Source organism: Streptomyces sp. NPDC001606, assembly GCF_053596835.1.
Genome location: NZ_JBSFHC010000003.1, coordinates 81,803 through 107,406, shown reverse-complemented (window position 1 = coordinate 107,406; position 25,604 = coordinate 81,803). Strand labels below are relative to the sequence as shown.

Genomic DNA, 25,604 nt, shown 5'->3' with positions numbered 1-25,604 from the left:
GCCATGGACTTCGCGTTCGACGCAAGGACCGAGGAACTCCGCGCCAGGCTGCTGGCCTTCATGGACGAGTACGTCTACCCCGCCGAGGCGGTCGCCGAGGAGCAGCGGGCCGCGCTCGCCTCGCCCTGGGACACCCCCGCGGTGGTCGAGGAGCTGAAGGCGGAGGCGCGCCGGCAGGGCCTGTGGAACCTCTTCCTGCCGGACGCCGAGCACGGCGCCGGGCTGACCAACCTCCAGTACGCGCCGCTCGCCGAGATCACCGGCCGCTGCCCGCAACTGGCGCCCACCGCGACCAACTGCGCGGCGCCGGACACCGGGAACATGGAGGTGCTGGCCCAGTTCGGCAACGACGAGCAGAAGAAGCAGTGGCTGGAGCCGCTGCTCGCGGGCGAGATCCGCTCGGCGTTCGCGATGACCGAGCCGGAGGTGGCCTCCTCGGACGCCACCAACATCACCACCCTGATCGAGCGGGACGGCGACGAGTACGTCATCACCGGCCGCAAGTGGTACATCTCCGGGGCGATGAACCCGGACTGCAAGGTCTTCATCGTGATGGGCAAGACCGACCCGGACGGCGCGGACATCCGGCGCCAGCAGTCCATGGTCCTGGTCCCGCGCGACACGCCCGGTGTCACCGTCAAGCGCGCCATGCAGGTGTTCGGGTACGAGGACCACTGGCACGGCGGCCACGCCGAGGTGGTCTTCGACCACGCGCGCGTGCCCGTCACCAACCTGGTCGGCGAGGAGGGCGGCGGCTTCGCCATCGCCCAGGCCCGGCTCGGTCCCGGCCGGATCCACCACTGCATGCGGCTGATCGGCATGGCGGAACGGGCCATCGAGCTGATGTGCCGGCGGGCGGTGTCCCGTACGGCGTTCGGCAAGGCGCTGGCCCAGCAGGGCGTGGTGCAGAACTGGATCGCCGACGCCCGGGTCACGGTGGAACAGCTGCGGCTGCTGGTGCTGAAGACGGCCTGGCTGATGGACACCGTCGGCAACAAGGGCGCCCACACCGAGATCCAGGCCATCAAGATCGCCACGCCGCGTGCGGTGGTCGGCATCCTGGACCGTGCGATCCAGCTGCACGGCGCCGGCGGGGTGAGCCAGGACTTCCCGCTGGCCGAGCTGTACGCGAGCGCCCGCACCCTGATGCTGGCCGACGGCCCGGACGAGGTGCACCAGCGGTCGCTGGCCCGGCGCGAGCTGAAGAAGTACCTGTAGCGGATGTGCGTGAGGGGCGGTCCCGTCGGCGGGACCGCCCCTCGGCCGTGTCCGGCCGGGCCTTTCTCGGATGCCCTACGGGCGCAGGGCCCGCAGCAGCAGGTCGGCGAGGTGGTCGGCGACCTGCTGCGGGGTGAGCGGGCCGCCCGGGCGGTACCAGGTCGACAGGTGGTGGACCGAGCCGAAGTGGTAGTCCACGACCAGGTCGGCCGGGGTCGCGGTGGAGAAGACGCCCTCCTTCTGGCCCTCCTCGATCAGCGCCCGGAAGCGTTCGTGATAGCGCCGGCGCTCGGCCCGGACCTGCTTGTTCTTCTCCGGGCTCAGATGGTGCATGGAGCGGAAGAAGATCATCGCGTCGTCGAGGTTGTCGATCGTCGTGACCACCACGTCCGCCGCCGCGTCCCGGAGCCGCTTCTCCACCGGCGCGTCCATCCGGGCGAAATGGTCCAGCCGCTCCTGCTGGACGCGCAGCACGCGCGCGTACACCTCGTGCAGCAGGTCGTCCTTGGAGCCGAAGTAGTGGTACAGCGCCCCCTTGGTGACGCCGGCCGCCTCCACGATCTCCTGCACGGAGGTGCGGTCGTAGCCCTGCTCGGCGAAGAGCCGGGTGGCGGCGGCGAGGAGCCGCTGCGGGACGGGAACCCCGTCTCCGTCCGTCGTCCTGGGCACTGCCGCCACCTGCCTTTCCGTTCGGGTCATCGGGTCTTCGGCGTCCGGGAACGCAGTTCCCGACGGAGGATCTTGCCACTCGCCGTCTTGGGCAGGTCGGCCAGGATCTCCACCTGACGCGGATATTTGTAGGCGGCCAGTCTCTCCTTGCAGTACACCGCGAGTTCATCGGGGTCCGCTTCCGCGCCCGGACGCAGGCTGATATAGGCCTTGACGGTCTCGCCGCGGTAGCCGTCGGGGACACCGACGACGGCCGCCTCGCGCACCGCCGGATGGGTGTACAGGACGTCCTCGACCTCGCGGGGCCACACCTTGAAGCCGGACGCGTTGATCATGTCCTTCTTGCGGTCGACGACGTACAGCCAGCCCTGGGCGTCCATGAACCCGATGTCGCCGGTGCGCAGCTCGCCGTCCGGGAAGGTCTCGGCGGTGGCGTCCGGGCGCCGCCAGTAGCCGGGCACCACCTGCGGTCCGCGGACGACGATCTCGCCCTGCTCGCCGAAGGGCACCTCCGCGCCCGACTCGTCCAGGATCCGTACGACGGTGTCCGCGCCCGGCAGGCCCACCGACAGCGTCCCGGAGACGGGGTCGACGGGCGCCTCCAGGCCGGGCGGCACCGCGGCGCAGGGGGCGGTGCACTCGGTGAGGCCGTAGCCGACGCGGATGTACGGCCCGAACCGCTCCCTGAACGCCTCCACCAGGGCCGGTGGCACCGGGGCGCCGCCGGAGGAGATGTTGACGAAGGAGGCGAAGTGCTCGCGGGTGACGTCCGGGTGGGCGGCCAGCGCCATGTACGCCGTGGACGGGCCGACGGTGTAGTGCGGGCGGTGCTCGGCGAACGCCTCCAGGACGACCCCGGGCTCGAACCGGTAGGTGAGCACCAGGGTGCCGGCACCGGCCAGGCAGGCGCCGAACTGGCAGACCATGCCGGTGATGTGGAAGAGGGGTGCGAGGGCGTAGTAGACGGGTGCCTCGGGCAGCCCCAGGCCGGTGCGCTGGCGCTCGGCGTTGTGCATGATGTTGGCGTGCGTGTTGGTGGCGCCCTTGGGGGTGCCGCTGGTGCCCGAGGTGTAGCTGATCAGGGCGATGTCGCCCGGGCGCGGGTCCCGGCCCCCGGGCGCCCGGCCGCCTTGCCGGGCGACCGCGACCAGGTCGTCGGCGTCGGCCGCCTGGGGCAGCCGCTCGAAGGCCAGCACGCGGGCGTCGTCACGGGTCTGGAAGTCGCGCTCGCACGCGGTGAGCACGATCCGCACCGGCGACTGCGCGGCCGTGTCCCTGAGGTACGCCTCCCAGGCCCGGTCGGAGCAGATCAGCGCGGCCACTTCGCCGTCGTGCAGGACATGGCCGACCTCGCCCGCCTTGTACATGGGGTTGACCGGGACGACGGTGGCGCCGGCCTTCCAGGCGCCCAGTACGGCGAGCACGAAGTGCGGGGAGTTCTGGAGCAGGACGGCCACCCGGTCGCCGCGCTCCAGCCCGCGCGCGGCGAGGTGGGCCGCGACGCCGTCGCTCAGCTCGTCCACCTCGCGGTAGCTCAGCCGGGCGTCGAAGTAGGCGAGGAAGGTGCGGTCGGGGGCCTCGGCGACGGCGGCGCGCAGGGCGTGCACCAGCGAGTCGGCGGGGTCGACCGGAGCCCGCTGGGCCTCGGTGAGCAGGGCGAGCCAGGGCCGGGCCGCGTATCCGGAGGTGGTCATCGGCCCTCCTCCCAGCTGCGCTGGACGCGGTTCATCCCGCGCAGCCAGCGGTCCGGGTCGGCGGCCCGGCCCTGGTAGTAGCCGGCCACCTCGGGGTGCGGAAGGATCAGGAAGCGGTCCTCCTCGATGCCCTGGAACAGGGCGTCCGCGACGGCCTCCGGCTCGATCGCGTTCGGCTGGAGCACCAGCTCGCCGGCGCTGCCGGTCGCGACCAGCATGTCGGTCCGTACGCCCTGCGGACAGATCGCGTGCACCTTCAGGCCCCGGTGCCGGTACGTCAGCGACAGCCACTCGGCGAAGGCGTAGGCGCCGTGCTTGGTGACGCTGTACGAGGGAGCGCCGATCATGGTGAGCAGCCCGGCGGCCGAGACGGTGGCCACGAACCGGCCCCGGCCCCGCTCCAGCCAGTCCGGCAGCAGCTCATGGGCGGCCCGCACATGCGCCATGACGTTGACGTCCCAGGACAGCGCCCAGGACTTCTCGTCCAGCGGCCCGCCGTCGCCGCCGTCCTCGAAGGCGACACCGGCGTTGGCGCAGTAGACGTCGACCGTGCCGCCGAGCGCGTCGCGGGCGGCAGCCACGATCGTGGAGGCGTCCCCCGGCAGGGCGATCCCGCCGATCTCCTCGGCGACCGCCTCGGCCTTCCCGGCGTCCAGGTCGTTGACCACGACTCTGGCCCCCGCGGCGGCGAACCGCCGGGCCAACGCGGCCCCGATCCCTCCGCCCGCCCCGGTGACGACCACTCCGGCATCCTGCACGGCTTCCACCATCGGTCTCCTTCGACACGACTGCGACACGCCTGCGACGACTTCGACACGACGCGACTCGGCTCAGCGAGCGACAGACTAACCAGTCGGTATGTGTAAAAGGAAGGGTCGCCGCACCAACCTCAGAGGGGCGACCCACACCCTGCACCCGACGGAGACCACCCATGCCTCTCCCCCTGTCCCGCAGGAACCTCCTCGCATCGGCCGGATTCGCGGCCGTCCCGGCGCCCGGACACCGGGCGACGCCGCGGACCGGCTTCGAACGGCTCGCGGCCGACGGCTACGCGCTGCTGAACGGGCAGCGCGTGGGCGTCGTCACCAACCCCACCGGCGTCACCAGGGACACCACCCACATCGTCGACGTGATGCACCAGGACCCCCGGGTCCGGCTGACCGCGGTGTTCGGCCCCGAACACGGATTCAGGGGCACCGCGCAGGCGGGCGGCTCCGAGGGCCGCTCCACCGACCCGGCGACCGGCCTGCCGGTCTACGACACGTATCTCAAGAGCGGACAGGCGCTCGCCGACATCTTCACCGCCGCCGGCGTGGACACCGTCGTCTTCGACATCCAGGACGTCGGCGCCCGCTTCTACACGTACATCTGGACGCTGTACGACTGCATGGAGGCGGCCGCGCTGGCCGGCAAGCGCTTCGTGGTCCTGGACCGCCCCAACCCGGTGACCGGGCGCACGGCGGAGGGGCCGGTGCTGCACCGGGAGTTCGCCAGTTTCGTCGGCCGGCAGCCGATCGCGCAGGCGCACGGGATGACCGTCGCCGAGCTGGCCCGGCTGTTCGACGGGGAGTTCCTCGGGACGCCGGTCGCGCTGGAGACCGTGACCATGACGGGCTGGCGGCGCGAGGAGTTCTACGACGCCTGCGGGCTGCCCTGGGTGCCGCCGAGCCCCAATATGCCGACCCCGGACACGGCACTCGTGTACTCCGGCACCTGCCTGTTCGAGGGCACCAGTCTGTCCGAGGGGCGGGGCACCACCCGGCCCTTCGAGCTGCTCGGCGCCGAGGGGCTCGACGGCCGCTGGGCCGCCGCCGCGAACGCCCTGGGCCTGCCCGGGGTGCGGTTCCGGGAGGCGTACTTCGTGCCCGCGTTCTCCAAGTTCCAGGGGAAGACCGTCGGCGGGGTGCAGATCCATGTGACCGACCGGGCCGGCTACGACCCCGTGCGCACCGGGATCGGGCTGCTGGTGACCGCGCGGAAGGTGTGGGACGGCTTCGCCTGGCGGCCGGACCACTGGATCGACCGGCTCACCGGCTCCGACCGGGTGCGCACGATGATCGACGCGGGGGCCGGCACCGACGAGGTGACCGGCGCCTGGCAGGACGAGTTGGCCGCCTTCCGGCGGGTTCGAAAGGAATATCTCCTCTACAGGTGAGGCGCCGGGTATGGCCAACTTCGCCCCCGCGCAGGACGATGCGTCCGCGACGCATCGTTTCAGGGGGGACGAGGGAGCCTGGCATGGCGGATCCTGGGATGAGCGTGACTCCCTACTGGGAGCTGACCTTCGACGCGGACGGGGACGTGGACCCTCCCGAACGCGATCGGCTGCTGGCGCAGGTCACGGAGCGCGGCGTCCGTGACCTGATCGTCTTCGCGCACGGCTGGAACAACGACCGTTCCGGCGCGACCGCGCTGTACCGCCGCTTCTTCGCCCCGGTCCCGGGGCTCGCGCCCGGGGCGCGGATCGGGTACGTGGGGGTGATCTGGCCGTCGATGCGGTTCAGCGACGAGCCGATCCCCGACTTCCCGCGGACCGTGGCGGCCGCGGAGGCGGCCGCCGCGCCCGGCCCGGCACTGGACAAGGACACCCGGCGGGCGCTGCTGGAGACCTTTCCGGGCCGGGCGAGCGTGGTCGACCAGCTGGCCCGGATGCTCGACGAACGGCCGGACGGCGAGTCCGGGTTGCGCGAGTTCGGGCGGCTGGCACGGCTGCTGGCGGACGGGACCGGGCGGCCCGGCGCGGCCGACACGGACGAGGCGGGGGAACCGGCCCTGTTCACCGAGGACCCGGCGGCGGTGTGCGCGCAGTTCGCCGAGGCGCTCCGGTCGGTCGGCCCGGACGGCGCAGGCGAGGAGTTCAGCCTCCCCAACCCGTGGGAGGGGGCCAAGGAGCTGCTGCGGCAGATGACGTACTACACGATGAAGGGGCGCGCCGGAACGGTCGGTGAGCACGGACTCGGTCCGCTGGTCGGGCAGTTGGCCGGAGCGGCCCCCGGGGTGCGGGTGCATCTCGCGGGGCACAGCTTCGGCGGGCGGCTGGTGTCGTTCGCGCTGCGCGGACTGCCCGCCGGGGTGCGCACGGTGAAGTCGGTGACGCTGCTCCAAGGGGCCTTCTCGCACTACGCGTTCGCGGCCCGGCTGCCGCACGACCCGGACGCGGCCGGGACGCTGAAGGACCGGCAGAGCCGGATCGACGGTCCGCTGGTGTGCTGCCACTCGCACTTCGACGCGGCGCTCGGCACCTTCTACCCGCTGGCCTCCCGGCTGTCCGGGGACGACCGCTCCGTGCTGGGCGCCGACATCGCGGCGGTGCTCGGCCCCGAGTGGGGGGCGATGGGCCACGACGGGGTGCAGGCGGTGCCGGGCACCGTCCGGCTGGACCTCGCGGCGGCGCTGCGCGGGCCGCTGCCCGCGTCGGGGTGCGTGAACGTGGACGCGGCGGCCGTCGTCCGCAACGGCGGCGCGCCGTCCGGGGCGCACAGCGACATCGTGCACCCCGAACTGGCGCGGCTGGTCCTGGCGGCGGGCCGGATCACCTGACCCGCCGCCCGGTACGCCTCACCGGTGCGAGGTGTACTCCACGACCTGCTGGAAGGTCGGCCGGTTCTGCCAGCTGATCTTGCCGTGTTTGATGCCGCCCAGGGTGCGCTGGACGATCGAGTCGGCGCACCACTGGTCGCCGGCGGAGCACTGGTCGTCGCCCGGGTAGACCTGGGCGGCGGTCAGGCCGGCCGCCTGCTTGAGGGTGCCGAGCAGGACGTCCCGGCAGGAGCCGAGGTCGCCGCCGCCGCAGTACTTCTCGGCGAGCCCGCCCTGGACGGTCTCGCCCAGCACCGCCCGGATGTCCTTGTCGACATAGCTCCACCAGCCGTACTGGAAGGAGCTTCCGGCGTGCGAGCCGGTCGGGCCGTGCCCGGCGGACGGGGCCTCGTCGACGGGCAAATTGTTGGTGACGGCGGTGTAGAGGTCGCTGCCGAGGCCGGGTTCGAACTCGGCCTTGACCAGCAGCGGCCACCAGGCGTCCAGGATCCGGATCGCGTCGGCGTCCGCGTACGTCTTGGAGCCGGCGGACGTCTCGGTGCGCCTGGCGCCCGCGCTCACCCAGGCCTGGAGCTTCTTCACCGCGTCGGCGGCCGTGGGGTCGGTCACCGCCGAGGTGCCGATCACCTTGAGCAGCCTGGGCAGGACGTCCTCGGCGCGCAGGTCGGTGACGGCGGCGCCGGCCATGGCCTGCACCAGCTTGGCGCGGGTCACCCCGCCGGCCGCGACCAGCTTCTTCACCCGGTCCTCCAGCAGGTTGCCGCGGTGCACGGAGCCGTCGCCCCAGGGCGCGGTCGTGTAGTCCTTGGCCTGCTTGTTGTTCCAGGAGATGTAGTAGTCCTGGTCGACGGAGTTGGGGTGGGCGGAGGCCGGGGTGTAGTCGGCGGTGTTGCCGGCCGGGTCCCAGTTCCGCCACTCGTACGCCGGCTGCGCCCAGACCGGGAACTCGGCGTCGACGCCGTCGGCCCGCACCGGGTTGTCACCGCTGTTGTAGTACGCGGTGTGCTGTGAGTCGGCGTAGAACCAGTTGAAGGTGTAGTTGATGTGCTGGGCCGCGCTCTGGAAGTCCTGCGGGCTCTTGACGAAGTCGGGGTCGTTCAGCATCTGGAAGCCGATGATCGAGTCGGCCTCGTGCAGATAGGAGGAGCGCAGGGTGGTGTAGGCGACCTTCTTGCCGCCGACGGTCGCCCGGTACTCCACCGGCCCGTACTTCGTCCGCCACACCCGCATGGTGTACGAGCCCGCGGGCGTGGAGTCGGCCGTCGTCGGTGACCAGGCGTTCTTCTGCTCGACCTTGTCCATGGCGGTGCAGGTGCCGTGGTACAGGTAGTGGTAGTCGTCCTGGCACAGCTCGACGGCGTAGGTGTCGATGATGTCCTGGCCGGAGGTGGTCGCGCTCCACGAGTAGTCCTGGCCGCGGCCCAGCTCGACGTACATGCTGAGTCCTGCGAAGGAGGCGCCGCGGGCGCTGAGGCCGGGGCCCTGGATCTCCTGGAGCATCAGCAGCTGCGGGGCGAAGTAGCCGGTCTGCGGTCCGAAGACGGCGATCGGATGCCCGCTGGCGGTGTACTTGCCGCTCACCACCAGGGCGTTGGACATGCCGCGCCTGGCCGAGCCGAGCGCGGTCCTCGCGGCGGTGGCGGAGGCTCTGGTGGCGCCGGCGGTGGCGGCGCTGCCGGTGCGGTCGTAGACGAGCGGCTCCTGGGTCACCGAGCCGGCGTCGGGCAGGGCCTCGCCCTTGGGTGCGGCCGGCTTGGCGGCGTACGGGAAGCTCCGGCCGTCGTGGACGGTGAGGACGGCCTCGGGGTCGTTGCGCTCGCGGAAGGACTCCCAGACCCTGGTGCCCTCCTCGACGCCGTACTTGGCCTGCGCGGCGGCCAGCGAGAGCGCGTTGTTGACCTCGCCGCCCCCGCCGGAGCCGAAGAGGGAGCCGATCACCGACGCCAGCGCCACCAGGTCGGTGACCTTGAAGTGGTCGATGGTGCCGGCGTTGGTGATCGCGTCCTTGTGACCGGTCAGGACGTACTCGCCGGGGAAGTAGCGGCCGCTGTCGGAGGCGTCGATATAGGCGTTGATGCCGTCGAGGTAGGCCTTGACGTCGGCGAGGGCCTGCTGGCCGCGGGCGCCGCTCTTCGCCACCGCGTTGTCGATCTGCGCCTGGAGGTCGGCCTCGGTGTAGGGCGCGTTGCGGTAGAACTGCTGCTCCAGGCCCTGGTTGGCGGCCGCGCCGCCCGCGAACGAGGTCAGCTGGCCGCGGCCGACGTGCCGGAAGACGTCCATCAGCCAGAGCCGGTCCTCGGCCGCCGCGTAGCCGGCGCCGAACTCGGTGCCGTAGCGGGTGGTGCCCGTGATGTGCGGCACACCGGCCTTCTTGTCGCGGACGATGGTGACGTCGGAGCGTCCGGCCGGCTTCTCGGTGGAGGCGACCTGGTCGGAGGGGACGCCGAAGGAGGCGTCGTTGAAGAAGGTGTTGATGGTCGAGTCGGTCACGCCCGGGTAGCCGGTGGCCAGCCCGGCGTACGGCCCGAGCTGGTCCACCGCGTGGGCAGGCTGGGTGCCGAAGGCCTGGTTGAGCAGGATCTGCGCGAGGGTCGCGTTGCCGTTCTCGCCGGGCGGCAGGATGTCCGAACACTGGCCGCCGCAGTAGTCGTTCGAGGCGGTCGCGGTGGCGGCGGTCGCCGCCGTCTGGCCGAGCGGAGAAAGAAGTGCGGCGACGAGGACGCATACCGACGCGGTCTTCAGGAACCCGGGGAGTCGGCGGGACGTTCTCAGTCTGTGCAGGGCGGTGCGTGGGGTTCGCCGTGGCATGGCAGCTCCTAGCGACGGGGGTGCGCGAACGTTACCGCCGGTATCCCCGAGTTTGAAGATGAACATGCGTCACTTTTCGGAGTCCGCAGGGAGAAACAGGGAGCAGCGCGAGGAGAACTCGAGAAGAGATGGAGCCGAATCGCCTGTCGATACGTCTATTCGGCGACATCTGCGAAGTCCGTGCGACGACGCCGAAGTGACCGAAGTACAAGGTGCAGGTGTGACGGAGGTGCAGGGCGATGGCCGGTTTCCGGAGTCTGGCAAGACAGGTACGCGATCCGGACTGTGATCTGGCACTACGGCGGTATTCACTGCGCAAGTGCCTGGAGAAGTTCGCCCCTTACGGGCATCGGGCGACCTGGGACCACCTCTGCTCCCGGGCGGGGTTCGGCCCGGAGGACCGCTCCCCCGACCCGGCGCGGCTCGTGGCCGCGCTGGAGGAGCTGGAGGAGGCGCGGTCCGTCTGGCTCGCGTACGAGACCGAGTTCACCGAGCGCCGCAGGAAGGAGAAGCACGACGGACTGCGCCGGCCGGGCAGTGTGGACGACTGGCACCGCCTCACCTGGGGCGGGTTCGGAGTCGCCTGGTGCGACGACCCCCGGGTCCATCCGGACGAGCCGCTGGCCGAGGTGCTGCGCAGGCTCATCGCCGCGCTGAACCGGGAACCGGGCTCCTGCTGCCCGGTGTGCGGCGGGGAGCGCCTGCTGTGGCGGTACGGCCTGGACCACGAGCCGTCGTCCGGTCCGGTCTGCACGGACTGCGGCATCCTGGTGCCGCGGCCCGTCCTCACCCCGCAGGTGCTGTCCGTCGCCCGGCGGGGACAGCTGCTGATGTCGGCCTGAGGGCCGGGCGGTAACGGGGGCACGGGGGACATTGAGGGGCACAGGGGGGCGTGGGGTGCGCAGGGGGATGCCGCACCCTCCGCTGCGAAGGGGCGAGGCTACCAGCCGCAAATCCGCTCGCTCCACCCGATTCCCGTGCGGACAGTGGACCCGATGTCACCGAACCGATGAACACGGGGAGTCCCATGTCCACGCTGCGGGTCACCGCCGAAGTGCTGACCGTCCACCCGCATCCCGACGCCGACGCGCTGGAGTTGGCCCAGGTGGGCCTGTACCGGGCCGTCGTCGCCAAGGGCGCCTATCGCACCGGCGAGGCCGCCGTCTACATCCCCGAGCAGGCCGTGCTGCCGCCCGGGCTGATCGAGGAGCTGGGGCTGACCGGCCGGCTGGCCGGGTCCGCGGCCAACCGGGTCAAGGCGGTACGGCTGCGCGGCGAGTTGTCCCAGGGCATCGTGTGCCGGCCGAAGGCGCTGGCGGACGTGGACCTGGCGCGGGCGGCGGCGGACGGCACGGACTTCGCGGAGCTGCTGGGCATCACCAAGTGGGTGCCGCCGATCCCGCCCACCATGAACGGCGAGGTGGAGCCGGCGGCCGAGCTGCTGCCCTGGGTCGACATCGAGAACATCCAGCGGTACCCGGACATCTTCGCCGCGGGCGAGCCGGTCGTCCTGACGGAGAAGCTGCACGGGTCGGCCTGCCTGCTGACGTATGTCGCCGATCACGGCCGGACCTATGTGTCCTCCAAGGGCTTCGGCGCCAAGTCGCTGGCGCTGAAGGAGGATCCGCGGAACCTGTACTGGCGGGCGGTGCACGCGCACGGGGTCGCCGAGGCGGCCGCCCGGCTCGCCGAGCGGCTGGGGGCGCGCCGGGTCGGCATCTTCGGGGAGGTGTACGGCGCGGGGGTGCAGGATCTGACCTACGGCGCGGACGGCCGCCGGGACACGCTGGGGTACGCGGTGTTCGACGTCTCGGCGGAGATCGACGGCGTGGTGCGCTGGCTGGATGCGGCCGCGCTGCTGACGGGCGAGCTGCCACTGGTGCCCCGGCTGTACGAGGGGCCGTACGACATCGAGCGGGTGCTGGAGTTCGCCGGCGGCCGGGAGACGGTGTCCGGGCGGGGGCTGCATGTGCGCGAGGGCGTGGTGATACGGCCCGCGGTGGAGCGGTACAGCGAGGTGACCGGGGGCCGGGCGATAGCCAAGGCGGTGAGCCCGGCGTATCTGACCCGGAAGGGCGGCACGGAGTACGAGTGAGCGTGCCGGGGGCGGATCCGCTCAGCGGGTCCGCCCTCCGTCCCGGCGGCTAGCGGCCCTCCGCCATCAGGCGGGAGCCCGTCAGGCGGTCGCCGAAGGCGTCGTCGGGGTTGGAGAGGACACAGGTGTCCAGCGACAGGCAGCCGCAGCCGATGCAGTCGGTGAGGTGGTCGCGCAAACGGTTCAGCTGCCTGATCCGTTCGTCCAGTTCCGAGCGCCACTTCTCGGACAGCCGGGCCCAGTCGTCCCGGGTCGGGGTCCGCTCCTCCGGCAGTTCCGCCAGTGCCTCGCGGATCGTGGCCAGCGGGATGCCGACCCGCTGGGCGGCGCGGATGAAAGCGACCCGGCGGAGGGTGTCACGGGTGTAGCGGCGCTGGTTGCCCGAGGTGCGGCGGCTGCTGATCAGGCCCTTGGCCTCGTAGAAGTGCAGGGCGGACACCGCGGCTCCGCTGCGTGCGGACAACTGGCCGACGGTCAGCTCATGGATCTTCTCGGGAATCTGGGGCACTCCTCAGAGATTACTCACCCGGCCGACACGGCCGCCGGGTCCGCCATCCGTTGACATCGCCCGCCCACCCGACCATGCTAAGCAGTTGCTTAGACACCGCGAGAGAGCGCGAGCGAGAGGCCGGGAACATGGCAGAACCGAGGACCTTCACCTCCCCCGACGAGCTGAAGGCCGCCGTGGGCGAGCAGCTGGGCCACACCGACTGGGTGGAGGTGGACCAGAAGCGGATCGACCTGTTCGCCGAGGCCACCGGGGACCACCAGTGGATCCATGTGGACCCGGAGAAGGCCGCCACGGGTCCCTTCAAGACCACCATCGCGCACGGCTACCTCACCCTGTCCCTGCTCCCCCTCTTCGGGCCGCAGCTCATCCAGGTCGAGGGCGTGAAGATGGGCGTGAACTACGGCACGAACAAGGTCCGCTTCCCCTCCCCCGTCCCGGTCGGCTCCCGGCTGCGCGCCACCGGGAAGATCACCGGCGTCGAGGACGTCCCCGGCGGTGTGCAGGTGACGCTCGCCTTCACCGTGGAGCGCGAGGGCGGCGACAAGCCGGTGTGCGTCGCGGAGTCGGTGTCCCGGTACTACCTCTGAGCGCCTACGCGGCGCCCACCATCCGGAGCACGAGGTCGGCGTAGAGCGCGCCGACCTCCTCCGGGGTGCGCGGGCCGTTCACGTCGAACCAGCGGGCCACGTCGATGCAGAGCGACAGCACGGCGAGCGTGGTGCCCTTGACGTCCCGGACGTCGAACTCGCCCGCGGCCACCCCGTCCTCGATGATCCCGCGCACCTCGGCGTCCACCTGCCGGCGCAGGGCGACGATCTCGGCGCGCGCCTCGGGGCCGAGCGCGTCGAGTTCGTACTGCACCACCCGCGCGGTGGTCCGCCGGCCCGCGTGCCAGCGGACGAAGGAGCTGACGGCGTCGGCCAGCCGCTCCGTGGCGCTGCCGTCGCGACGGGCCGCCGTACGCAGGATGTCCAGGGCCTTGTCGTGGCCGATCCGGCTGATCCGGTGGAGCAGCTCTTCCTTGGTCTTGTAGTGGATGTAGAGCGCGGCCGGGCTCATGCCGGCGCGGCCCGCGATGTCGCGGGTCGTCGTGGCGTGGTAGCCGCGCTCGGCGAAGGCCTCGACGGCGGCGACGAGCAGCCGCCGGGCCGCGTCCGGGGTGACCTCTTCCCACGGCTCCACTTCGCCGCCGGTCGTCTCCTCCGCCGTACTCATCGCTCGCTCGCCCCTCTCGGTGACAGGAACACCACCATACCGCCGAAGGTGAGCGAGCGCTTAGATCTGCCGCTCGGAACGGGTCGCGCGGCGTTCAGAGCTTCTCGAAGGGGTCGTGCTCGGCGAGCAGCTTCTCCAGGCGGGCCTGGTCGACGCGGCTGACGAGCTGTCCGGCCTCCTGCCGGTCCCGCACCACCTTGGCGAGGGTGAAGGCGGAGGTGACGAGGTACAGCACGGCGATGCCGAGGAAGGCGCGGACCCAGGCGTCGGCGTGCAGCCGGACGATGCCGGCGGCGGTGGCCGCCAGGGCGATGGCGAAGGACGCGACGGCCTGGCCGTAGAAGGCGGCCGTGCTCTGCTGCTTGACCGGTGTGTCACTCATGGCAGGCAGGATCGGGCGAGCGGGCCGCCCGGCACATCCGCCGGCGTACTCAGGTGCGTACTCAGAAGGCCGAGACGCCGGTCAGCGCGCGGCCGATGAGCAGCTTCTGGATCTGGCTGGTGCCCTCGTAGAGGGTCATCACGCGGGCGTCGCGCAGGAGTTTGCCGGCCGGGTACTCGTCGATGTAGCCATAGCCGCCGAAGACCTGGAGGGCGTTGTTGGCCGCGCGCACGGCGGCCTCGGAGGCGAACAGCTTGGCCTTGGAGGACTCGACGGCGAACGGCTCGCCCCGGTCGACGAGATCGGCGACCCGCCAGGTCAGCAGCCGCGCGGCGTCCACGTCGACGGCGATGTCGCTGATCAGCTCCTGCACCAGCTGGTGGTGGGCGATGGACTTGCCGAACTGCTCGCGCTCACCGGCGTAGGAGACGGCCGCGTCCAGGGCGGCCTGGGCGATGCCGACACAGCCGGCGGCCACCGACATCCGGCCCTTGGCCAGCGCGGACATGGCGACGGAGAAGCCCTTGCCCTCCTCGCCGAGGATCGCGGAGGCGGGCACCCGCACGTCCTGGAGGACGAGTTCGGCGGTGGCCTGGCCGCGCAGTCCGAGCTTGCCGTGGATGGTGCGGCGGCTCAGGCCGGGGGTGTCGGCGGGCACCAGGAAGGCGGTCACGCCCTTGTGGCCGGGGGCGTCGGTGGAGCGGGCGAAGAGCAGCACGACATCGGCCCAGGTGCCGTTGGTGATGAACATCTTGGCGCCGTTGATGACGTAGTCGTCGCCGTCGCGTACGGCGCGGGTGGTGAGGCTGCCCGCGTCGGAACCGGTGCCGGGCTCGGTGAGGCCGAAGCAGCCGACGTACTCGCCCGCGGTCAGCCCGGGCAGCCAGCGCCGCTTCTGCTCCTCGTTCCCCCAGGCGGCGATCGTCTTGGCGACCAGGCCGAGGGAGACGGACACGATGCCGCGCACGGAGGAGTCGCCGCGGCCCAGCTCCTCGGTGACCAGGCAGTAGGCGAGGTGGTCGCCGCCGGAGCCGCCGTACTCCTCGTCGATCGTCAGCCCGAGGAAGCCGACCTCGCCGAGCTTCTTGACGACGGCCCGGTCCACCTCCTCGGCCCGGTCCCAGGCGACCACGTGCGGGGCGATCTCGCGCTGCACGAAGTCCCGGGCGAGCTGCCGGACGGCGGACTGCTCCTCGCTCAGGCGAAGACTCACCACGGCGATCACCCCACATCTCGAAAGCTGCACTTGAAAGCTGCACATTTAAATTAGCACTGCTAGTTTCCAGTCGCAGCCCTACTATGTGCGCCATGGCCCGACCGCGCAAGCCCCTCCTCAGCACCGACCGGATCGTCGAGACGGCCCGGGACCTCGTGGACCGGGAGGGTCTGGCGGCCGTGTCCACCCGTCGGCTCGCCGCCGAGCTGGGGGTGAGCGGACCCTCGCTCTACAACCACTTCCGCACCAAGGACGAGATCCTGGAGGCGGTCGCCGACTCGGTGAGCGCGCAGGTCGACCTGTCGATGTTCGAGGACGGCCGGGACTGGCGCACCGCGCTGCACGACTGGGCCGTCTCCTACCGGGCGGCCCTGCGCGACCATCCGAACATCGTGCCCGTGCTCGCGCGCGGCCCCGGGCGCCGGCCGGCCGCGCTGCGGGTCGCCGACGCCGCGTACGGCGCGATGGTCGACGCGGGCTGGCCGCCGGCCCAGGCCACGTCCATCGGGGCACTGATGCGGTACTTCATCATGGGCTCGGCGCTGGGCTCGTTCGCCGGCGGCTTCGTGGACGACGCGAGCGCGTACGACCCGGCCGACTACCCCCACCTCGGGCAGGCCCATCTCCTGGCCGAGCAGCAGGAGAAGATCGACGAGCGGGCCTTCGAGACGGGGCTCACGGCACTGCTGGACGGGCTGGCCCTCCAGTACGAGCAGGCGGGCCAGGAGGCTCGGCAGTAGGCCGGGAAGCGGCCTCAGAACACCACCAGCGCCCGGCCCCCCTTGCCCGCGAGCATGGTGTCGAAGGCGGCCGGGATGCCCTCCAGGCCGATCCGCTCGGTGACCAGTGCGGACAGGTCCAGCCGGCCCTCCCGGACGTGCTCGGCGAGCACGGGCAGGTCGCGGGCCGGGTCGGTGTTGCCGTAGACGCAGCCGGACAGGGTGCGGCCCCAGTGGAAGATCTCCAGCGCGTTGAAGGTGACCTGCTCGTCCTTGCCGCCGATGCCGACGACCGTCGTACGGCCGCCCCGGCGGGTGGACTCCCAGGCCGCGCGGATGGAGACCGCCCGCCCCACGCACTCCACGGAGACGTCGGCGCCCTGCTTGTCCGTGAGGGCGCGGATCTCGCGCGGGGTGGTGTCGGAGGCCACCACGTAGTCCGTGGCCCCGGCGGCGCGGGCGAGTTCCTCCTTCTCGGCGGAGACGTCGACCGCGATGATCCGGGACGCGCCCGCGATCCGGGCCGACTGGAGCGTCGCGAGACCCACTCCCCCGACGCCGAACACCGCGACGGTCTCGCCCCGGCGGACGCGCGCCGAGTGGTGGACGGCGCCGTAGCCGGTGAGGACCGCACAGCCCAGGAGGGCGGCGTCCACCAGGGGCACACCTTCCGGAAGGGGCAGCACGCAGGAGGCGGGGACGACCGTCTCCTCGGCGAACGCGGCCACGTTGAGGCCGGGGTGGAGTTCGGTGCCGTCGACGGTGCGGGCGTAGACGTCGGCGGCGCCGTTCAGGGCGTTGGCGCACAGCCAGACCTCACCGAGGCCGCAGGCGTGGCAACTGCCGCAGGAGGGAGCCCAGTTGAGGACGACGGGGGCGCCTTCGGCGACATGGGTGACGCCCTCGCCCACCGCGACGACCGTGCCCGCGCCCTCGTGGCCGAGGACCGCGGGGACCGGCACCCGCATGGTGCCGTTGGACAGGGACAGGTCGGAGTGGCAGACGCCCGCGGCGGCGAGCCGGACCCGGACCTGTCCGGGGCCCGGGTCGGGCAGCTCGATGCCGGTGATCTCCAGCGGGGCGCCGATGGCGGGCAGGACGGCGGCTCGTACGGCCATGACTGTCGGACTTCCTTAGAACTGGAGGGACTTGGTCTGGAGGTACTCGGCGAGTCCGTGCGTGCCGAGTTCCCGGCCGACGCCGGACTGCTTGTAGCCGCCGAAGGGGGCGAGGGGGTTGAACCGGCCGCCGTTGATGTCGACCTGGCCGGTGTCCATACGGCGGGCGAAGGCCACCGCCTCACTCTCCTCACCGGCCCAGACGGCGCCGGCGAGGCCGTACACCGTGCCGTTGGCGAGGCGCAGGGCGTCCTCCTCGTCCTCGTAGCGCAGGATGCTCAGGACCGGGCCGAAGATCTCCTCCTGGGCGATGGTCATCTGGGGCGTCACGTCGGCGAAGACGGTGGGGCTGACGAAGTAGCCCTTCTCGCGCGGGTTTTCGGGTCCGCCGGCGACCAGGCGGGCGCCCTCGGCGATGCCCTTCTCGATGTAGCCGCGCACCCGCGCCTGCTGCTCGGCGCTGACCACGGGGCCGATGCGGTCGCCGTACTTGGCGGCGGCGGTCCGGGCCAGCTCGACGGCCTCCTCGTACTGGTCGCGGTGGACCAGCATGCGGGTCCAGGCGCTGCACGTCTGGCCGGAGTTGGACATGACGTTGGCGACGCCGACGTTCACCGCTCTGGCGAGGTCGGCGCTCGGCAGGATGACGTTGGCGGACTTGCCGCCGAGTTCGAGGGCGACCTTCTTCACGGCGGCCCCGGCCACGGCGCCGATCCGCCGGCCGACCGCGGTGGAGCCGGTGAAGGAGACCAGGTCCACGTCCGGGTGCTCGACGAGGGCCTGCCCGGCGACCGGGCCGAACCCGGTGACCAGGTTGAACACACCGGCCGGCACCCCCGCCGCGTGCACCGCCTCGGCGAACAGCTGGGCGGTGAGCGGGGTGTTCTCGGCGGGCTTGAGGACGACCGTGCAGCCCGCGGCGAGCGCCGGGGCGGCCTTGGCGACGATCTGGTGGAGCGGGTAGTTCCATGGGGTGATCGCGCCGACCACGCCGATCGGCTCGTGCAGGACGGTGGAGTTGCCGACCTTCTCCTCGAAGGAGTGGGTGGCGGCCAGCTCGGCGTAGGAGCCGGCCACCGCGACGGGCACGGCGGCGTGCACGGCCTGGGAGAACGCCGGCGGGGAGCCGAGTTCGGCGGTGACGGTCTCGGCGATCTCCTCCTCGCGGGCCGCCAGGACGTCCCGGAGCGCGGCCAGGCGAGCGGCGCGCTCGGCGGGCGGGGTGGCCGCCCAGCCGGGCAGGGCGGCGCGGGCCGCGCGCACGGCGGTGTCCACGTCCAGCGCGTTCCCGGCGGGGACGCGGGCGATGACCTGCTCGTCGGCCGGGTTCACGACCTCGATCGCGTCCCGGCCCTCGGCGGCGCGCCAGTCGCCGTCGATGTACAGGCCGTCATGTGCCTTCATACTGCTTCCTCCCGGCGGGTCTGCGTCGTCCGGCACACAAACTAGCGGCGTTAGTTTTCGTGCGCCAGGGCCGCCCGAGCCAGTCGTACCGGGACATCATCACAGCACGGGCGGGCGGGCGGTGGTCCGGGAGAGCGCGGGGCGCGACGGGAAACGGCCGGGGCGGCCGGGGCGTACGGTCGCCCCGGCCGTTTCCGGGGACAGGGAGGAGCGGGCTCGGCTATCGGGTGGCGGTCAGGTGGGCGAAGACCACCACGTTGCTGGTGTAGCCGGTGCGCCGGCTGAAGAGGCCGCCGCAGGTGAGCACCCGCAGTTCCGGGCGGCGGACCGGGCCGTAGACCTCCCGGTCGGGGAATCCGGCCTTGTCGAACACCTTCACCCGGTCCACGGTGTAGACGGCGCTGCGGCCGTCCGCCCGCTTGACCTCGATGAGCTTGCCCGGCTTGATCTGGGCGAGGGCGGCGAACACGGCGGGGCCGGTCCTGGTGTCGCGGTGGCCGACGGCGATCGCGGTGCCGGACTCACCCGGCGTGGGGCCGCTCTGGTACCAGCCGACCAGCTTGGGCCTGTCGACCGGCGGCGTCTCCAGCTGCCGGTCCTTGTCCAGCCGTACGGCCGCGACCGGGGCGTCGATCCCGAGCGAGGGGATGCGGAAGGACGTGGGCCGGGACCGGGGCAGTGGGCGGGGCGGCGGGGTGGGGTGCGCGGCGCCGGACTCCTCCCGGCTCGCGCCCCGCCCGTCGGCGCGGGAGGAACCCGGGGCGGCGGCCGCCGCCTCGGCCGGGCCGCCCGCCCCGCCGGCTCCGGCGGGCGGGTGGTCCGAGCCGCACCGGCCGGCCACCGTCACCAGGACGGTCACCAGCAGGGCCGTCCTGGTGAGGCGGTAGGCGCGGGTCCGGTACCAGGGCCTGCGTCGACGCCTACGCGGCGCCATGAGGCCGCCGGCGGATCAGCCGGATGTACACCGCGCCGCCGACCGCGACCAGACCCACGGCCGCCGCCGCGGCCACCGGCGAGTAGGCGGCCGCCGTGTCGATGAGACCGCCGCCGCCCGCGTGCACTCCGCCCTTCGGGCCGTTGTGGTCGCCCTGCCCCTGCCCCCAGGCCGAGTCGTCGTGGTGGTCGTCCGAGATCTGCCCGCCGGGGCCGTGGGCACCGCCGTCGTGCCGGTCGTCACGGCAGTTCACATGGAAGACCTTCTCCTTGGGCGCACCGGCCACCACCCAGGTGATCTTGTACTGGCCGTCGGCCAGTCCGAGCGGGTCGGTGTGTCCGGCGCCCCCGGCGAGCTGGATGGTGCCGGCGACGGTGGCCGCGGTGGGCAGCGGGGGCTGCGGCGTGATGGTGTAGGCGATGGTGGGCAGCACGTCGAAGTTGACGGCGTCCAGGTAGAACTTGCAGACCGTCGGGTCGTCCTTCGAGACGCCGTAGGGCACACCCACGCGATGGATCCTGATGTCGCCGTTCTCCCCCTGGGCCGCCGCGGTCGGTGCCGCCAGCCACGACGCACCGGCCGCGGCGAGGGCGGTGAGGACGACGGAGGCACCCGCGCGGGAGCCGAAACTGCGTGGGGATGTCAGGGTGGGCATGAATGTCCTCCGAGTCAGACGATTTTCATACAAATCGCTCTTTCGCCTGGACTCTGCTTGATGGACACCACGACAGCCGGAACCGACGCCCGGCGCGCCGTCAGAGATCGCCCGGGCGGCGCAATCCCCCGCCCCGGTCCCCCCGGCGCGCCGGCCCTCGGGTCACGGCAACGGCAGGAGGTCGACGGGCACTCCGTTCAGCACGGCGTTGCCCGAGAGCGGATCGAGCAGGCTGCCGTCGAGGAGCTGGTTGACGTTGACGCCGGGGGTGCCGGCCGCATGGCCGAGCCGGGTGCCGGGGCGGTCGTGGCCCCAGCCGTGCGGCAGGCTGACCACACCGGGCCGGATGTCCTCGGTGACCTCGGCGGGGACCACCACCTCTCCCCCGGCCCCCCGGACCCGTACGGCCGCCCCGTCCCGCACGCCCAGACGGTCGGCGTCCGCCGGGTGCAGGTGCAGGGTGCAGCGGTTGGAGCCGCCGGTGAGGGCGGGCACGTTGTGCATCCAGCTGTTATTCGAGCGCAGATGGCGGCGGCCGACGAGGACCAGTCCCGTGGGGCGCTCGTGCATCGCCTGCCGGAGCCGGGGCAGGTCGGCGGCGATCGGCCCGGGCAGCAGCTCCACCGCGCCGCTGCGGGTCCTGAGCGGCTGGGGCAGGCGCGGGCGCAGCGGGCCGAGGTCGATGCCGTGCGGGTGGGCGAGCAGCTTCTCCAGGGTCAGCCCGTCGGGGCGGGCGCCGAAGCCGTCGCCGTACGGGCCGAGGCGCAGCATCATGTCCAGCCGCCGCTCGGGGCCGTTGTCGCCGGTGAGCCGGGCGGCCAGCTCCTCGGGGTCGCGGCCGTGCACCGGCGAGTGGGCCTCGGTCACGGCCTTGCCCAGGGTCTGGGCGATGACCATCGCGTCCACGGCGGCCGGGTCGGCGCCGTGCATGCCGCTCGCCGCGAGCACCAGCCGGGCGAGGATCTCGGTCTCGGCCATGCGGCCGGGCTCCAGCAGGACGGCGGGGCGGGTGTAGCGGACCTGGTTGCGGACGGCGAGGGTGTTGAAGGCGAAGTCGTGGTGCGGGCTCTGCGCGGGCGGGGGCGGGGGCAGCACCACGTCGGCGTGGCGGGCGGTCTCGTTCAGGTAGGGGTCGACGCTGACCATGAAGTCCAAGGAGTCCAGCGCCTTGTCGAGGCGGTCGCCGTCCGGTGCGGACAGCACCGGGTTGGCGCCGATCACGATCAAGGCGTGCACCGGCTCGCCCTCCGCGGTAGCGGTGTCGATCTCCTCGGCGAGCGCGGACAGCGGCAACTCACCCTTCGCCTCGGGCAGTTGCCGGACGCGGGAGTGCCAGCGGCCGAGGGCGAAGCCGCGGCCGGGTCCGGCCGGGCGCGGGGTCTTGTCGGTGGCGGCCTGCGGGAAGAGGGCACCGCCGGGCCGGTCCAGATTGCCGGTGAGGATGTTCAGGACGTCGACCAGCCAGCTCGCCAGGGTGCCGTGCGGGACGGTGCAGCTGCCGATGCGGGCGTAGACGGCGGCGGTCGGGGCGGCGGCGAGTTCGCGGGCCAGGGTGCGGATGACGGGTGCGTCGATGTCACAGGCGGCGGCCACCGCCTCCGGGGTGAACTCGGCCAGCGCGTCCCAGAGTTCCGCCAGGCCCTGGACGTGCGGGGCGAGGTCCCCCAGGTCGACCAGGCCCTCCTCGAACAGCGTGGCCGCCATGGCGGCCAGCAGCAGGGCGTCGGTGCCGGGGCGGATGGCGAGGTGCCGGTCGGCGAGCCGGGCGGTCCGGGTGCGGCGCGGGTCCACCACGGTGAGCCGGCCGCCGCGGGCCCGCAGCGCCTTGAGCCGGCCCGGGAAGTCCGGCGCGGTGCACAGACTGCCGTTGGACTCCAGGGGGTTGGCGCCGATGAGCAGCAGATGGTCGGTGTGGTCCAGGTCCGGCACCGGGATGGCGTTGGCGTCGCCGAACAGCAGGCCGCTGGAGACGTGTTTGGGCATCTGGTCCAGCGTCGAGGCGGTGAACACGCTGCGGGTGCGCAGGGCGCCGAGGAGGACCTGCGGATAGAGGGCGCCGGCCATGGTGTGCACATTGGGGTTGCCGAGCACCACTCCGACGGAGTCGGCGCCGTACCGCTCCACGACCGGGCGCAGACCCGCGGCCACCGCGTCGAAGGCCTCCTCCCATGTGGCCTCGCGCAGTTCGCCCGCCACCCGGACGAGCGGGGTGCGCAGCCGGTCGGGGTCGCCGTCGACGGCGCCGAAGGAGGCACCCTTGGGGCAGATGAACCCCTTGCTGAAGACGTCCTCGCGGTCACCGCGGGCGCCGGTGACGCGGGTGCCCTCGACGGTGAGGGTCAGCCCGCAGGTGGCCTCGCACAGGGGACAGATTCGCAGGGCGGTGCGGGACACGGGGTCCTCCCGTCGGATCGGCGGCGGTGCCGGGCGAGCGCGGTACGACTCGGGGGCGGTGCGGAACGAGCGCGGAATGGCTCGGGGGCGGTGCGGAACGAGCGCGGAATGGCTCGGGGGCGGTGCGGGGCGAGCGTGGCGGTGCGGGGTGAGCGTGGAGCGGCTCGGGGGCGAGCATACCGACCGGTAGGCATGGGCGGGAGGGGGTGACGGACAGCCGTACGAAAGCCCACGGCGGCCGGCCCCTCCCGGCGTCAGTCGAGGACGCGCGCCAGATACGCCCGCAGCAGCTCGCGGGTCTCGGCGATGATCGCCTCGTCCCCCTCCGGGTCCGTCCGGAAGGCCAGCTGGACGAGGGTGTCCGCGCTCTCCACGGCCACCAGGAAGACCCGGCGCAGCTCCGTGTCCGGGGTCCGGCCGAGGTAGCGGGCCAGCAGATCGGTGAGCCGGTCGGCGACCCGGGTGTTGGGCTCGGCCTGGCGGGCGCCGACCGGGATCTGGTTGCCGAAGTCGACCAGGGAGAAGCCGGGCGCGGTGCGCTTCATGGCCAGGTACTCGTCGAGGACGGCGTCCATCGCGGCCCGCCAGTCCCCCCGGGCGGTCTCCTTCAGCCGCGCGGTGACGCGTTCGGTGTACCGCTCCAGGTTGCGCTGGGCGAGGGCGTCGGCCATCTGCCGCTTGTTGCCGAAGAACCGGTAGACCGAGCCGATGGGGACACCGGCGCGCAGGGCGACCGCCCGGGTGCTCAGCGCGTCGTAACCGACCTCGTCGAGGAGTTCGGCGCACGCGTCGAGGATCCTGGTCAGCCGTTCTGCGCTGCGCCGCTGGACGGGCGCGCGGCGGAGCGAGGTCGCGTGGGGCACGGACTTCATGATGCCTTTCCGCCGGGGCCGGGTGAAGCTCGCCCCCTGGTACGGGCAAGAGTGCCGGTGTGCTCATCCCCCGGTTCGCGGGGTCGCGGCGGCCGGCGAGGGGGCCCGGCTCTGCGCGTCCGACACCGTGATGTCCGCCGTGCTCTGCACCGGCCTGCCCTGTACGGCCCACACGGTGCCGTCGTCGGCGTACAGCCTGGCGGTGACATGGTGGGTGCCGTGCGGGACGAGCCGCGGGGGCAGGTGGTAGCGCGGGGTGCGCAGCCGGGCGACCTGGTGACCGTCGACCAGGAGGCGGACCCGTCCGCGTCCGGGTACCGCGGTCGGCCGCGCGTCCGGCGCGGAGCAGCGGAAGCGGTGGAAGGACAGCCGGACGTCCCAGCCTCCGGCGGGGTCGGGGGTGACCTCGACACCGACCTCGGGTGCGCTCTGCGCGGCGACCTGGCGCAGGTGCCGGCCGGTCCCGTCGGTGCCGGTCAGCACCTTGCCCACGGGCGACGGTGCGGACGTACCCGGCCGGGGCGCGCCGTCGTCACAGCCCGCCGCGCCGAGCGGCAGCAGGACGCACACCGCCAGCGCGGCCCAGAATTTACGCGTCCACGACATGTCCGGAAGCCTAGAACAGCGCTCCGCGCCTCCGGATCCGCCTCAGGTCTGGTTCACCTCCCCCGCAGGATGTACGGGGGAACCCCTGGGGAAGCGGATCTCCGAGGCCCTCTTGCGCGCACCGCCACTGATTCCTACGGTATTGCATAGGAATCGGAGCGCGAGGGAGCGATCATGAGCGATGGGGGTACCTCCCACGGGAGCGTGTTCGAGCGTGGGGGAGCGCGGAAGACCGCGGCGGCACTGTCGTATCTGACCGGGTTCGGCAACGAACACTCCTCGGAGGCGGTGCCGGGCGCCCTGCCCGAGGGCCGCAACTCGCCGCAGCGCGCACCGCTCGGGCTGTACGCGGAGCAGCTGAGCGGCTCTGCGTTCACCGAGCCGCGGGCGCACAACCGGCGTTCCTGGCTGTACCGCATCCGCCCGTCGGCCGCGCACCCCGCGTTCACCCGCACCGACAACGGCGCGATCCGCACGGCCCCCTTCACCGAGACCGTGCCCGACCCCAACCGGCTGCGCTGGAACCCGCTGCCGGAGCCGCCGGCGGGCACCGACTTCCTGGCCGGCCTCTGGACGCTCGGCGGCAACGGCGACGCGACCCAGCGCACCGGCATGGCCGTGCATCTCTACCACGCCAACTCCTCGATGGAGCGGGTCTTCTCGGACTCCGACGGGGAGCTGCTGATCGTGCCGGAGCGCGGCGGGCTGCTGCTGCACACGGAGTTCGGGCGGCTCTGTGTGGAGCCGTCCTATGTGGCGCTGATCCCCCGTGGGGTGCGCTTCCGTGTGGAGCTCCTGGACGACACCGCCCGGGGCTATGTGTGCGAGAACTATGGCGCACCGTTCCAGCTCCCCGACCTCGGCCCGATCGGCGCCAACGGCCTCGCCAACCCCCGGGACTTCTGCGCGCCGGTCGCGGCGTACGAGGAGGAGGACGGCCCGGTGGAGGTGGTGAACAAGTTCTGCGGCAACCTCTGGACGGCCACCTACGACCACTCGCCGCTCGACGTGGTCGCCTGGCACGGCACCCATGTGCCGTACATCTACGATCTGCGCCGTTTCAATGTCATCGGCACCATCTCCTACGACCACCCGGACCCGTCGATCTTCACGGTCCTCACCTCCCCCACGGACACCCCGGGCCTGGCCGGCGTGGACTTCGTGGTGTTCGCGCCGCGCTGGCTGGTGGGCGAGGACACCTTCCGGCCGCCGTACTTCCACCGGAACGTGATGAGCGAGTACATGGGCCTGATCGAGGGGGCGTACGACGCCAAGGCGGAGGGTTTCGTGCCCGGCGGCGGCTCGCTGCACAACATGATGTCGGCGCACGGCCCGGACCGGGAGACCTTCGACCGGGCGAGCGCGGCCGAGCTGACGCCGCAGAAGGTCGACAACGGGCTGGCCTTCATGTTCGAGACCCGCTGGCCGGTGACCCTCGCCCCGCACGCGGCCCGCGCCGGCCACCTCCAGCAGCGCTACGACGACGTGTGGCAGGGCCTGGAGCGGCACTTCCGCCCCGTGCGGTGACATTGCACTGAACCGGTCCCGACAGGT

The 25,604-nt window shown here is 72.5% G+C and carries 23 protein-coding genes; 8 read left to right on the top strand and 15 right to left on the bottom strand.

Annotated features, from left to right (window positions below):
• The first annotated feature begins 3 nt into the window (after positions 1-3).
• A complete protein-coding gene (locus ACWCV9_RS08000) occupies positions 4-1,218 on the top strand; it encodes an acyl-CoA dehydrogenase (protein ID WP_450784795.1) in 1,215 nt (404 codons plus the stop codon).
• A 75-nt stretch (positions 1,219-1,293) separates the two neighbouring features.
• Here ACWCV9_RS08000 and ACWCV9_RS07995 read toward each other — a convergent pair whose 3' ends face one another.
• Genes ACWCV9_RS07995 through ACWCV9_RS07985 form a run of 3 tightly spaced genes read right to left on the bottom strand, consistent with a single transcriptional unit; the run spans position 1,294 to position 4,351 of the window.
• Positions 1,294-1,887: a TetR/AcrR family transcriptional regulator gene (locus ACWCV9_RS07995; protein ID WP_385846594.1), complete on the bottom strand. Its 594-nt coding sequence runs from the start codon at positions 1,885-1,887 to the stop codon at positions 1,294-1,296.
• Positions 1,888-1,913: 26 nt separating this feature from the next.
• Positions 1,914-3,581: a class I adenylate-forming enzyme family protein gene (locus ACWCV9_RS07990; protein ID WP_450784794.1), complete on the bottom strand. Its 1,668-nt coding sequence runs from the start codon at positions 3,579-3,581 to the stop codon at positions 1,914-1,916.
• The gene (locus tag ACWCV9_RS07985) at positions 3,578-4,351 is read right to left on the bottom strand and encodes an SDR family oxidoreductase (RefSeq protein ID WP_450784792.1); all 774 of its coding nucleotides are present in this window, start codon (positions 4,349-4,351) and stop codon (positions 3,578-3,580) included. Before ACWCV9_RS07985 ends, ACWCV9_RS07990 begins: the two co-directional genes overlap by 4 nt.
• A gap of 161 nt (positions 4,352-4,512) precedes the next feature.
• On the opposite strand from ACWCV9_RS07985, the gene ACWCV9_RS07980 reads away from it, so the two are divergent.
• Both ACWCV9_RS07980 and ACWCV9_RS07975 read left to right on the top strand, forming a co-directional pair.
• The gene (locus ACWCV9_RS07980; RefSeq protein ID WP_450784791.1) at positions 4,513-5,736 is read left to right on the top strand and encodes an exo-beta-N-acetylmuramidase NamZ family protein; all 1,224 of its coding nucleotides are present in this window, start codon (positions 4,513-4,515) and stop codon (positions 5,734-5,736) included.
• Positions 5,737-5,819: 83 nt separating this feature from the next.
• Positions 5,820-7,121, top strand: a complete 1,302-nt coding sequence (locus ACWCV9_RS07975) for a serine-threonine protein kinase (protein ID WP_450784789.1) — start codon at positions 5,820-5,822, stop codon at positions 7,119-7,121.
• Positions 7,122-7,139: 18 nt separating this feature from the next.
• Here the strand turns inward: ACWCV9_RS07975 and ACWCV9_RS07970 are convergent, their stop codons facing one another.
• The gene (locus tag ACWCV9_RS07970; protein ID WP_450784787.1) at positions 7,140-9,929 is read right to left on the bottom strand and encodes a penicillin acylase family protein; all 2,790 of its coding nucleotides are present in this window, start codon (positions 9,927-9,929) and stop codon (positions 7,140-7,142) included.
• 239 nt (positions 9,930-10,168) lie between these two features.
• Here ACWCV9_RS07970 and ACWCV9_RS07965 point away from each other — a divergent pair, with 239 nt between their 5' ends.
• Both ACWCV9_RS07965 and ACWCV9_RS07960 read left to right on the top strand, forming a co-directional pair.
• On the top strand, positions 10,169-10,771 hold the full coding sequence (locus tag ACWCV9_RS07965; RefSeq protein ID WP_385846588.1) for a hypothetical protein: 603 nt from the start codon (positions 10,169-10,171) through the stop codon (positions 10,769-10,771).
• A gap of 185 nt (positions 10,772-10,956) precedes the next feature.
• Entirely contained in the window at positions 10,957-12,024 is a 1,068-nt protein-coding gene (locus tag ACWCV9_RS07960; protein WP_385846587.1) for an RNA ligase (ATP), read from the top strand.
• 49 nt (positions 12,025-12,073) lie between these two features.
• Here ACWCV9_RS07960 and soxR read toward each other — a convergent pair whose 3' ends face one another.
• Complete coding sequence (gene soxR, locus ACWCV9_RS07955; RefSeq protein ID WP_385846586.1) at positions 12,074-12,532, bottom strand: redox-sensitive transcriptional activator SoxR; 459 nt, start codon at positions 12,530-12,532, stop codon at positions 12,074-12,076.
• 128 nt (positions 12,533-12,660) lie between these two features.
• Here soxR and ACWCV9_RS07950 point away from each other — a divergent pair, with 128 nt between their 5' ends.
• Positions 12,661-13,122, top strand: a complete 462-nt coding sequence (locus tag ACWCV9_RS07950) for a MaoC family dehydratase (RefSeq protein ID WP_385846585.1) — start codon at positions 12,661-12,663, stop codon at positions 13,120-13,122.
• Between the two features lie 4 nt (positions 13,123-13,126).
• On the opposite strand, the gene ACWCV9_RS07945 is transcribed toward ACWCV9_RS07950, so the two are convergent.
• The 3 genes from ACWCV9_RS07945 to ACWCV9_RS07935 all read right to left on the bottom strand — a co-directional run bounded on the left by ACWCV9_RS07945 (position 13,127) and on the right by ACWCV9_RS07935 (position 15,345).
• A complete protein-coding gene (locus ACWCV9_RS07945) occupies positions 13,127-13,750 on the bottom strand; it encodes a TetR/AcrR family transcriptional regulator (protein ID WP_385846584.1) in 624 nt (207 codons plus the stop codon).
• A gap of 94 nt (positions 13,751-13,844) precedes the next feature.
• Positions 13,845-14,132, bottom strand: coding sequence for a YiaA/YiaB family inner membrane protein (locus ACWCV9_RS07940; protein ID WP_385846583.1), 288 nt, complete (start codon positions 14,130-14,132; stop codon positions 13,845-13,847).
• A 61-nt stretch (positions 14,133-14,193) separates the two neighbouring features.
• Positions 14,194-15,345 (bottom strand): acyl-CoA dehydrogenase family protein, encoded by a 1,152-nt coding sequence (locus ACWCV9_RS07935; RefSeq protein WP_385846610.1) that lies wholly within the window; start codon positions 15,343-15,345, stop codon positions 14,194-14,196.
• A gap of 95 nt (positions 15,346-15,440) precedes the next feature.
• On the opposite strand from ACWCV9_RS07935, the gene ACWCV9_RS07930 reads away from it, so the two are divergent.
• Positions 15,441-16,088 (top strand): TetR/AcrR family transcriptional regulator, encoded by a 648-nt coding sequence (locus tag ACWCV9_RS07930; RefSeq protein ID WP_385846582.1) that lies wholly within the window; start codon positions 15,441-15,443, stop codon positions 16,086-16,088.
• 14 nt (positions 16,089-16,102) lie between these two features.
• Here ACWCV9_RS07930 and ACWCV9_RS07925 read toward each other — a convergent pair whose 3' ends face one another.
• From ACWCV9_RS07925 to ACWCV9_RS07895, 7 genes are all read right to left on the bottom strand, one after another.
• Positions 16,103-17,185, bottom strand: coding sequence for a Zn-dependent alcohol dehydrogenase (locus tag ACWCV9_RS07925; RefSeq protein WP_450784783.1), 1,083 nt, complete (start codon positions 17,183-17,185; stop codon positions 16,103-16,105).
• Between the two features lie 15 nt (positions 17,186-17,200).
• Positions 17,201-18,589 (bottom strand): aldehyde dehydrogenase family protein, encoded by a 1,389-nt coding sequence (locus ACWCV9_RS07920; RefSeq protein ID WP_385846580.1) that lies wholly within the window; start codon positions 18,587-18,589, stop codon positions 17,201-17,203.
• 220 nt (positions 18,590-18,809) lie between these two features.
• Entirely contained in the window at positions 18,810-19,523 is a 714-nt protein-coding gene (locus ACWCV9_RS07915; protein WP_450784781.1) for a class F sortase, read from the bottom strand.
• Positions 19,510-20,178 carry a hypothetical protein gene (locus ACWCV9_RS07910; RefSeq protein WP_450784780.1) on the bottom strand — a complete coding sequence of 223 codons (669 nt, stop codon included), beginning with the start codon at positions 20,176-20,178 and terminating at the stop codon, positions 19,510-19,512. Before ACWCV9_RS07910 ends, ACWCV9_RS07915 begins: the two co-directional genes overlap by 14 nt.
• Positions 20,179-20,340: 162 nt before the next feature.
• Positions 20,341-22,572, bottom strand: coding sequence for a molybdopterin oxidoreductase family protein (locus tag ACWCV9_RS07905; RefSeq protein ID WP_450784779.1), 2,232 nt, complete (start codon positions 22,570-22,572; stop codon positions 20,341-20,343).
• Between the two features lie 254 nt (positions 22,573-22,826).
• Positions 22,827-23,444, bottom strand: coding sequence for a TetR family transcriptional regulator (locus ACWCV9_RS07900; protein WP_450784778.1), 618 nt, complete (start codon positions 23,442-23,444; stop codon positions 22,827-22,829).
• Positions 23,445-23,507: 63 nt separating this feature from the next.
• Entirely contained in the window at positions 23,508-24,050 is a 543-nt protein-coding gene (locus ACWCV9_RS07895) for a hypothetical protein (protein ID WP_450784777.1), read from the bottom strand.
• A gap of 174 nt (positions 24,051-24,224) precedes the next feature.
• Here ACWCV9_RS07895 and hmgA point away from each other — a divergent pair, with 174 nt between their 5' ends.
• The gene (gene hmgA, locus ACWCV9_RS07890) at positions 24,225-25,577 is read left to right on the top strand and encodes a homogentisate 1,2-dioxygenase (protein WP_385846575.1); all 1,353 of its coding nucleotides are present in this window, start codon (positions 24,225-24,227) and stop codon (positions 25,575-25,577) included.
• Positions 25,578-25,604 lie beyond the last annotated feature (27 nt).

What these genes read in the sequence shown, in the direction of transcription:
- ACWCV9_RS08000 (WP_450784795.1), top strand. Translation starts at nt 4, where the DNA reads ATGGACTTCGCGTTCGACGCAAGGACCGAGGAACTCCGCGCCAGGCTG.
- ACWCV9_RS07990 (WP_450784794.1), bottom strand. Translation starts at nt 3,581, where the DNA reads ATGACCACCTCCGGATACGCGGCCCGGCCCTGGCTCGCCCTGCTCACC.
- ACWCV9_RS07985 (WP_450784792.1), bottom strand. Translation starts at nt 4,351, where the DNA reads ATGGTGGAAGCCGTGCAGGATGCCGGAGTGGTCGTCACCGGGGCGGGC.
- ACWCV9_RS07980 (WP_450784791.1), top strand. Translation starts at nt 4,513, where the DNA reads ATGCCTCTCCCCCTGTCCCGCAGGAACCTCCTCGCATCGGCCGGATTC.
- ACWCV9_RS07975 (WP_450784789.1), top strand. Translation starts at nt 5,820, where the DNA reads ATGGCGGATCCTGGGATGAGCGTGACTCCCTACTGGGAGCTGACCTTC.
- ACWCV9_RS07970 (WP_450784787.1), bottom strand. Translation starts at nt 9,929, where the DNA reads ATGCCACGGCGAACCCCACGCACCGCCCTGCACAGACTGAGAACGTCC.
- ACWCV9_RS07965 (WP_385846588.1), top strand. Translation starts at nt 10,169, where the DNA reads ATGGCCGGTTTCCGGAGTCTGGCAAGACAGGTACGCGATCCGGACTGT.
- ACWCV9_RS07960 (WP_385846587.1), top strand. Translation starts at nt 10,957, where the DNA reads ATGTCCACGCTGCGGGTCACCGCCGAAGTGCTGACCGTCCACCCGCAT.
- ACWCV9_RS07950 (WP_385846585.1), top strand. Translation starts at nt 12,661, where the DNA reads ATGGCAGAACCGAGGACCTTCACCTCCCCCGACGAGCTGAAGGCCGCC.
- ACWCV9_RS07945 (WP_385846584.1), bottom strand. Translation starts at nt 13,750, where the DNA reads ATGAGTACGGCGGAGGAGACGACCGGCGGCGAAGTGGAGCCGTGGGAA.
- ACWCV9_RS07940 (WP_385846583.1), bottom strand. Translation starts at nt 14,132, where the DNA reads ATGAGTGACACACCGGTCAAGCAGCAGAGCACGGCCGCCTTCTACGGC.
- ACWCV9_RS07930 (WP_385846582.1), top strand. Translation starts at nt 15,441, where the DNA reads ATGGCCCGACCGCGCAAGCCCCTCCTCAGCACCGACCGGATCGTCGAG.
- ACWCV9_RS07925 (WP_450784783.1), bottom strand. Translation starts at nt 17,185, where the DNA reads ATGGCCGTACGAGCCGCCGTCCTGCCCGCCATCGGCGCCCCGCTGGAG.
- ACWCV9_RS07920 (WP_385846580.1), bottom strand. Translation starts at nt 18,589, where the DNA reads ATGAAGGCACATGACGGCCTGTACATCGACGGCGACTGGCGCGCCGCC.
- ACWCV9_RS07915 (WP_450784781.1), bottom strand. Translation starts at nt 19,523, where the DNA reads ATGGCGCCGCGTAGGCGTCGACGCAGGCCCTGGTACCGGACCCGCGCC.
- ACWCV9_RS07910 (WP_450784780.1), bottom strand. Translation starts at nt 20,178, where the DNA reads ATGCCCACCCTGACATCCCCACGCAGTTTCGGCTCCCGCGCGGGTGCC.
- ACWCV9_RS07900 (WP_450784778.1), bottom strand. Translation starts at nt 23,444, where the DNA reads ATGAAGTCCGTGCCCCACGCGACCTCGCTCCGCCGCGCGCCCGTCCAG.
- ACWCV9_RS07895 (WP_450784777.1), bottom strand. Translation starts at nt 24,050, where the DNA reads ATGTCGTGGACGCGTAAATTCTGGGCCGCGCTGGCGGTGTGCGTCCTG.
- hmgA (WP_385846575.1), top strand. Translation starts at nt 24,225, where the DNA reads ATGAGCGATGGGGGTACCTCCCACGGGAGCGTGTTCGAGCGTGGGGGA.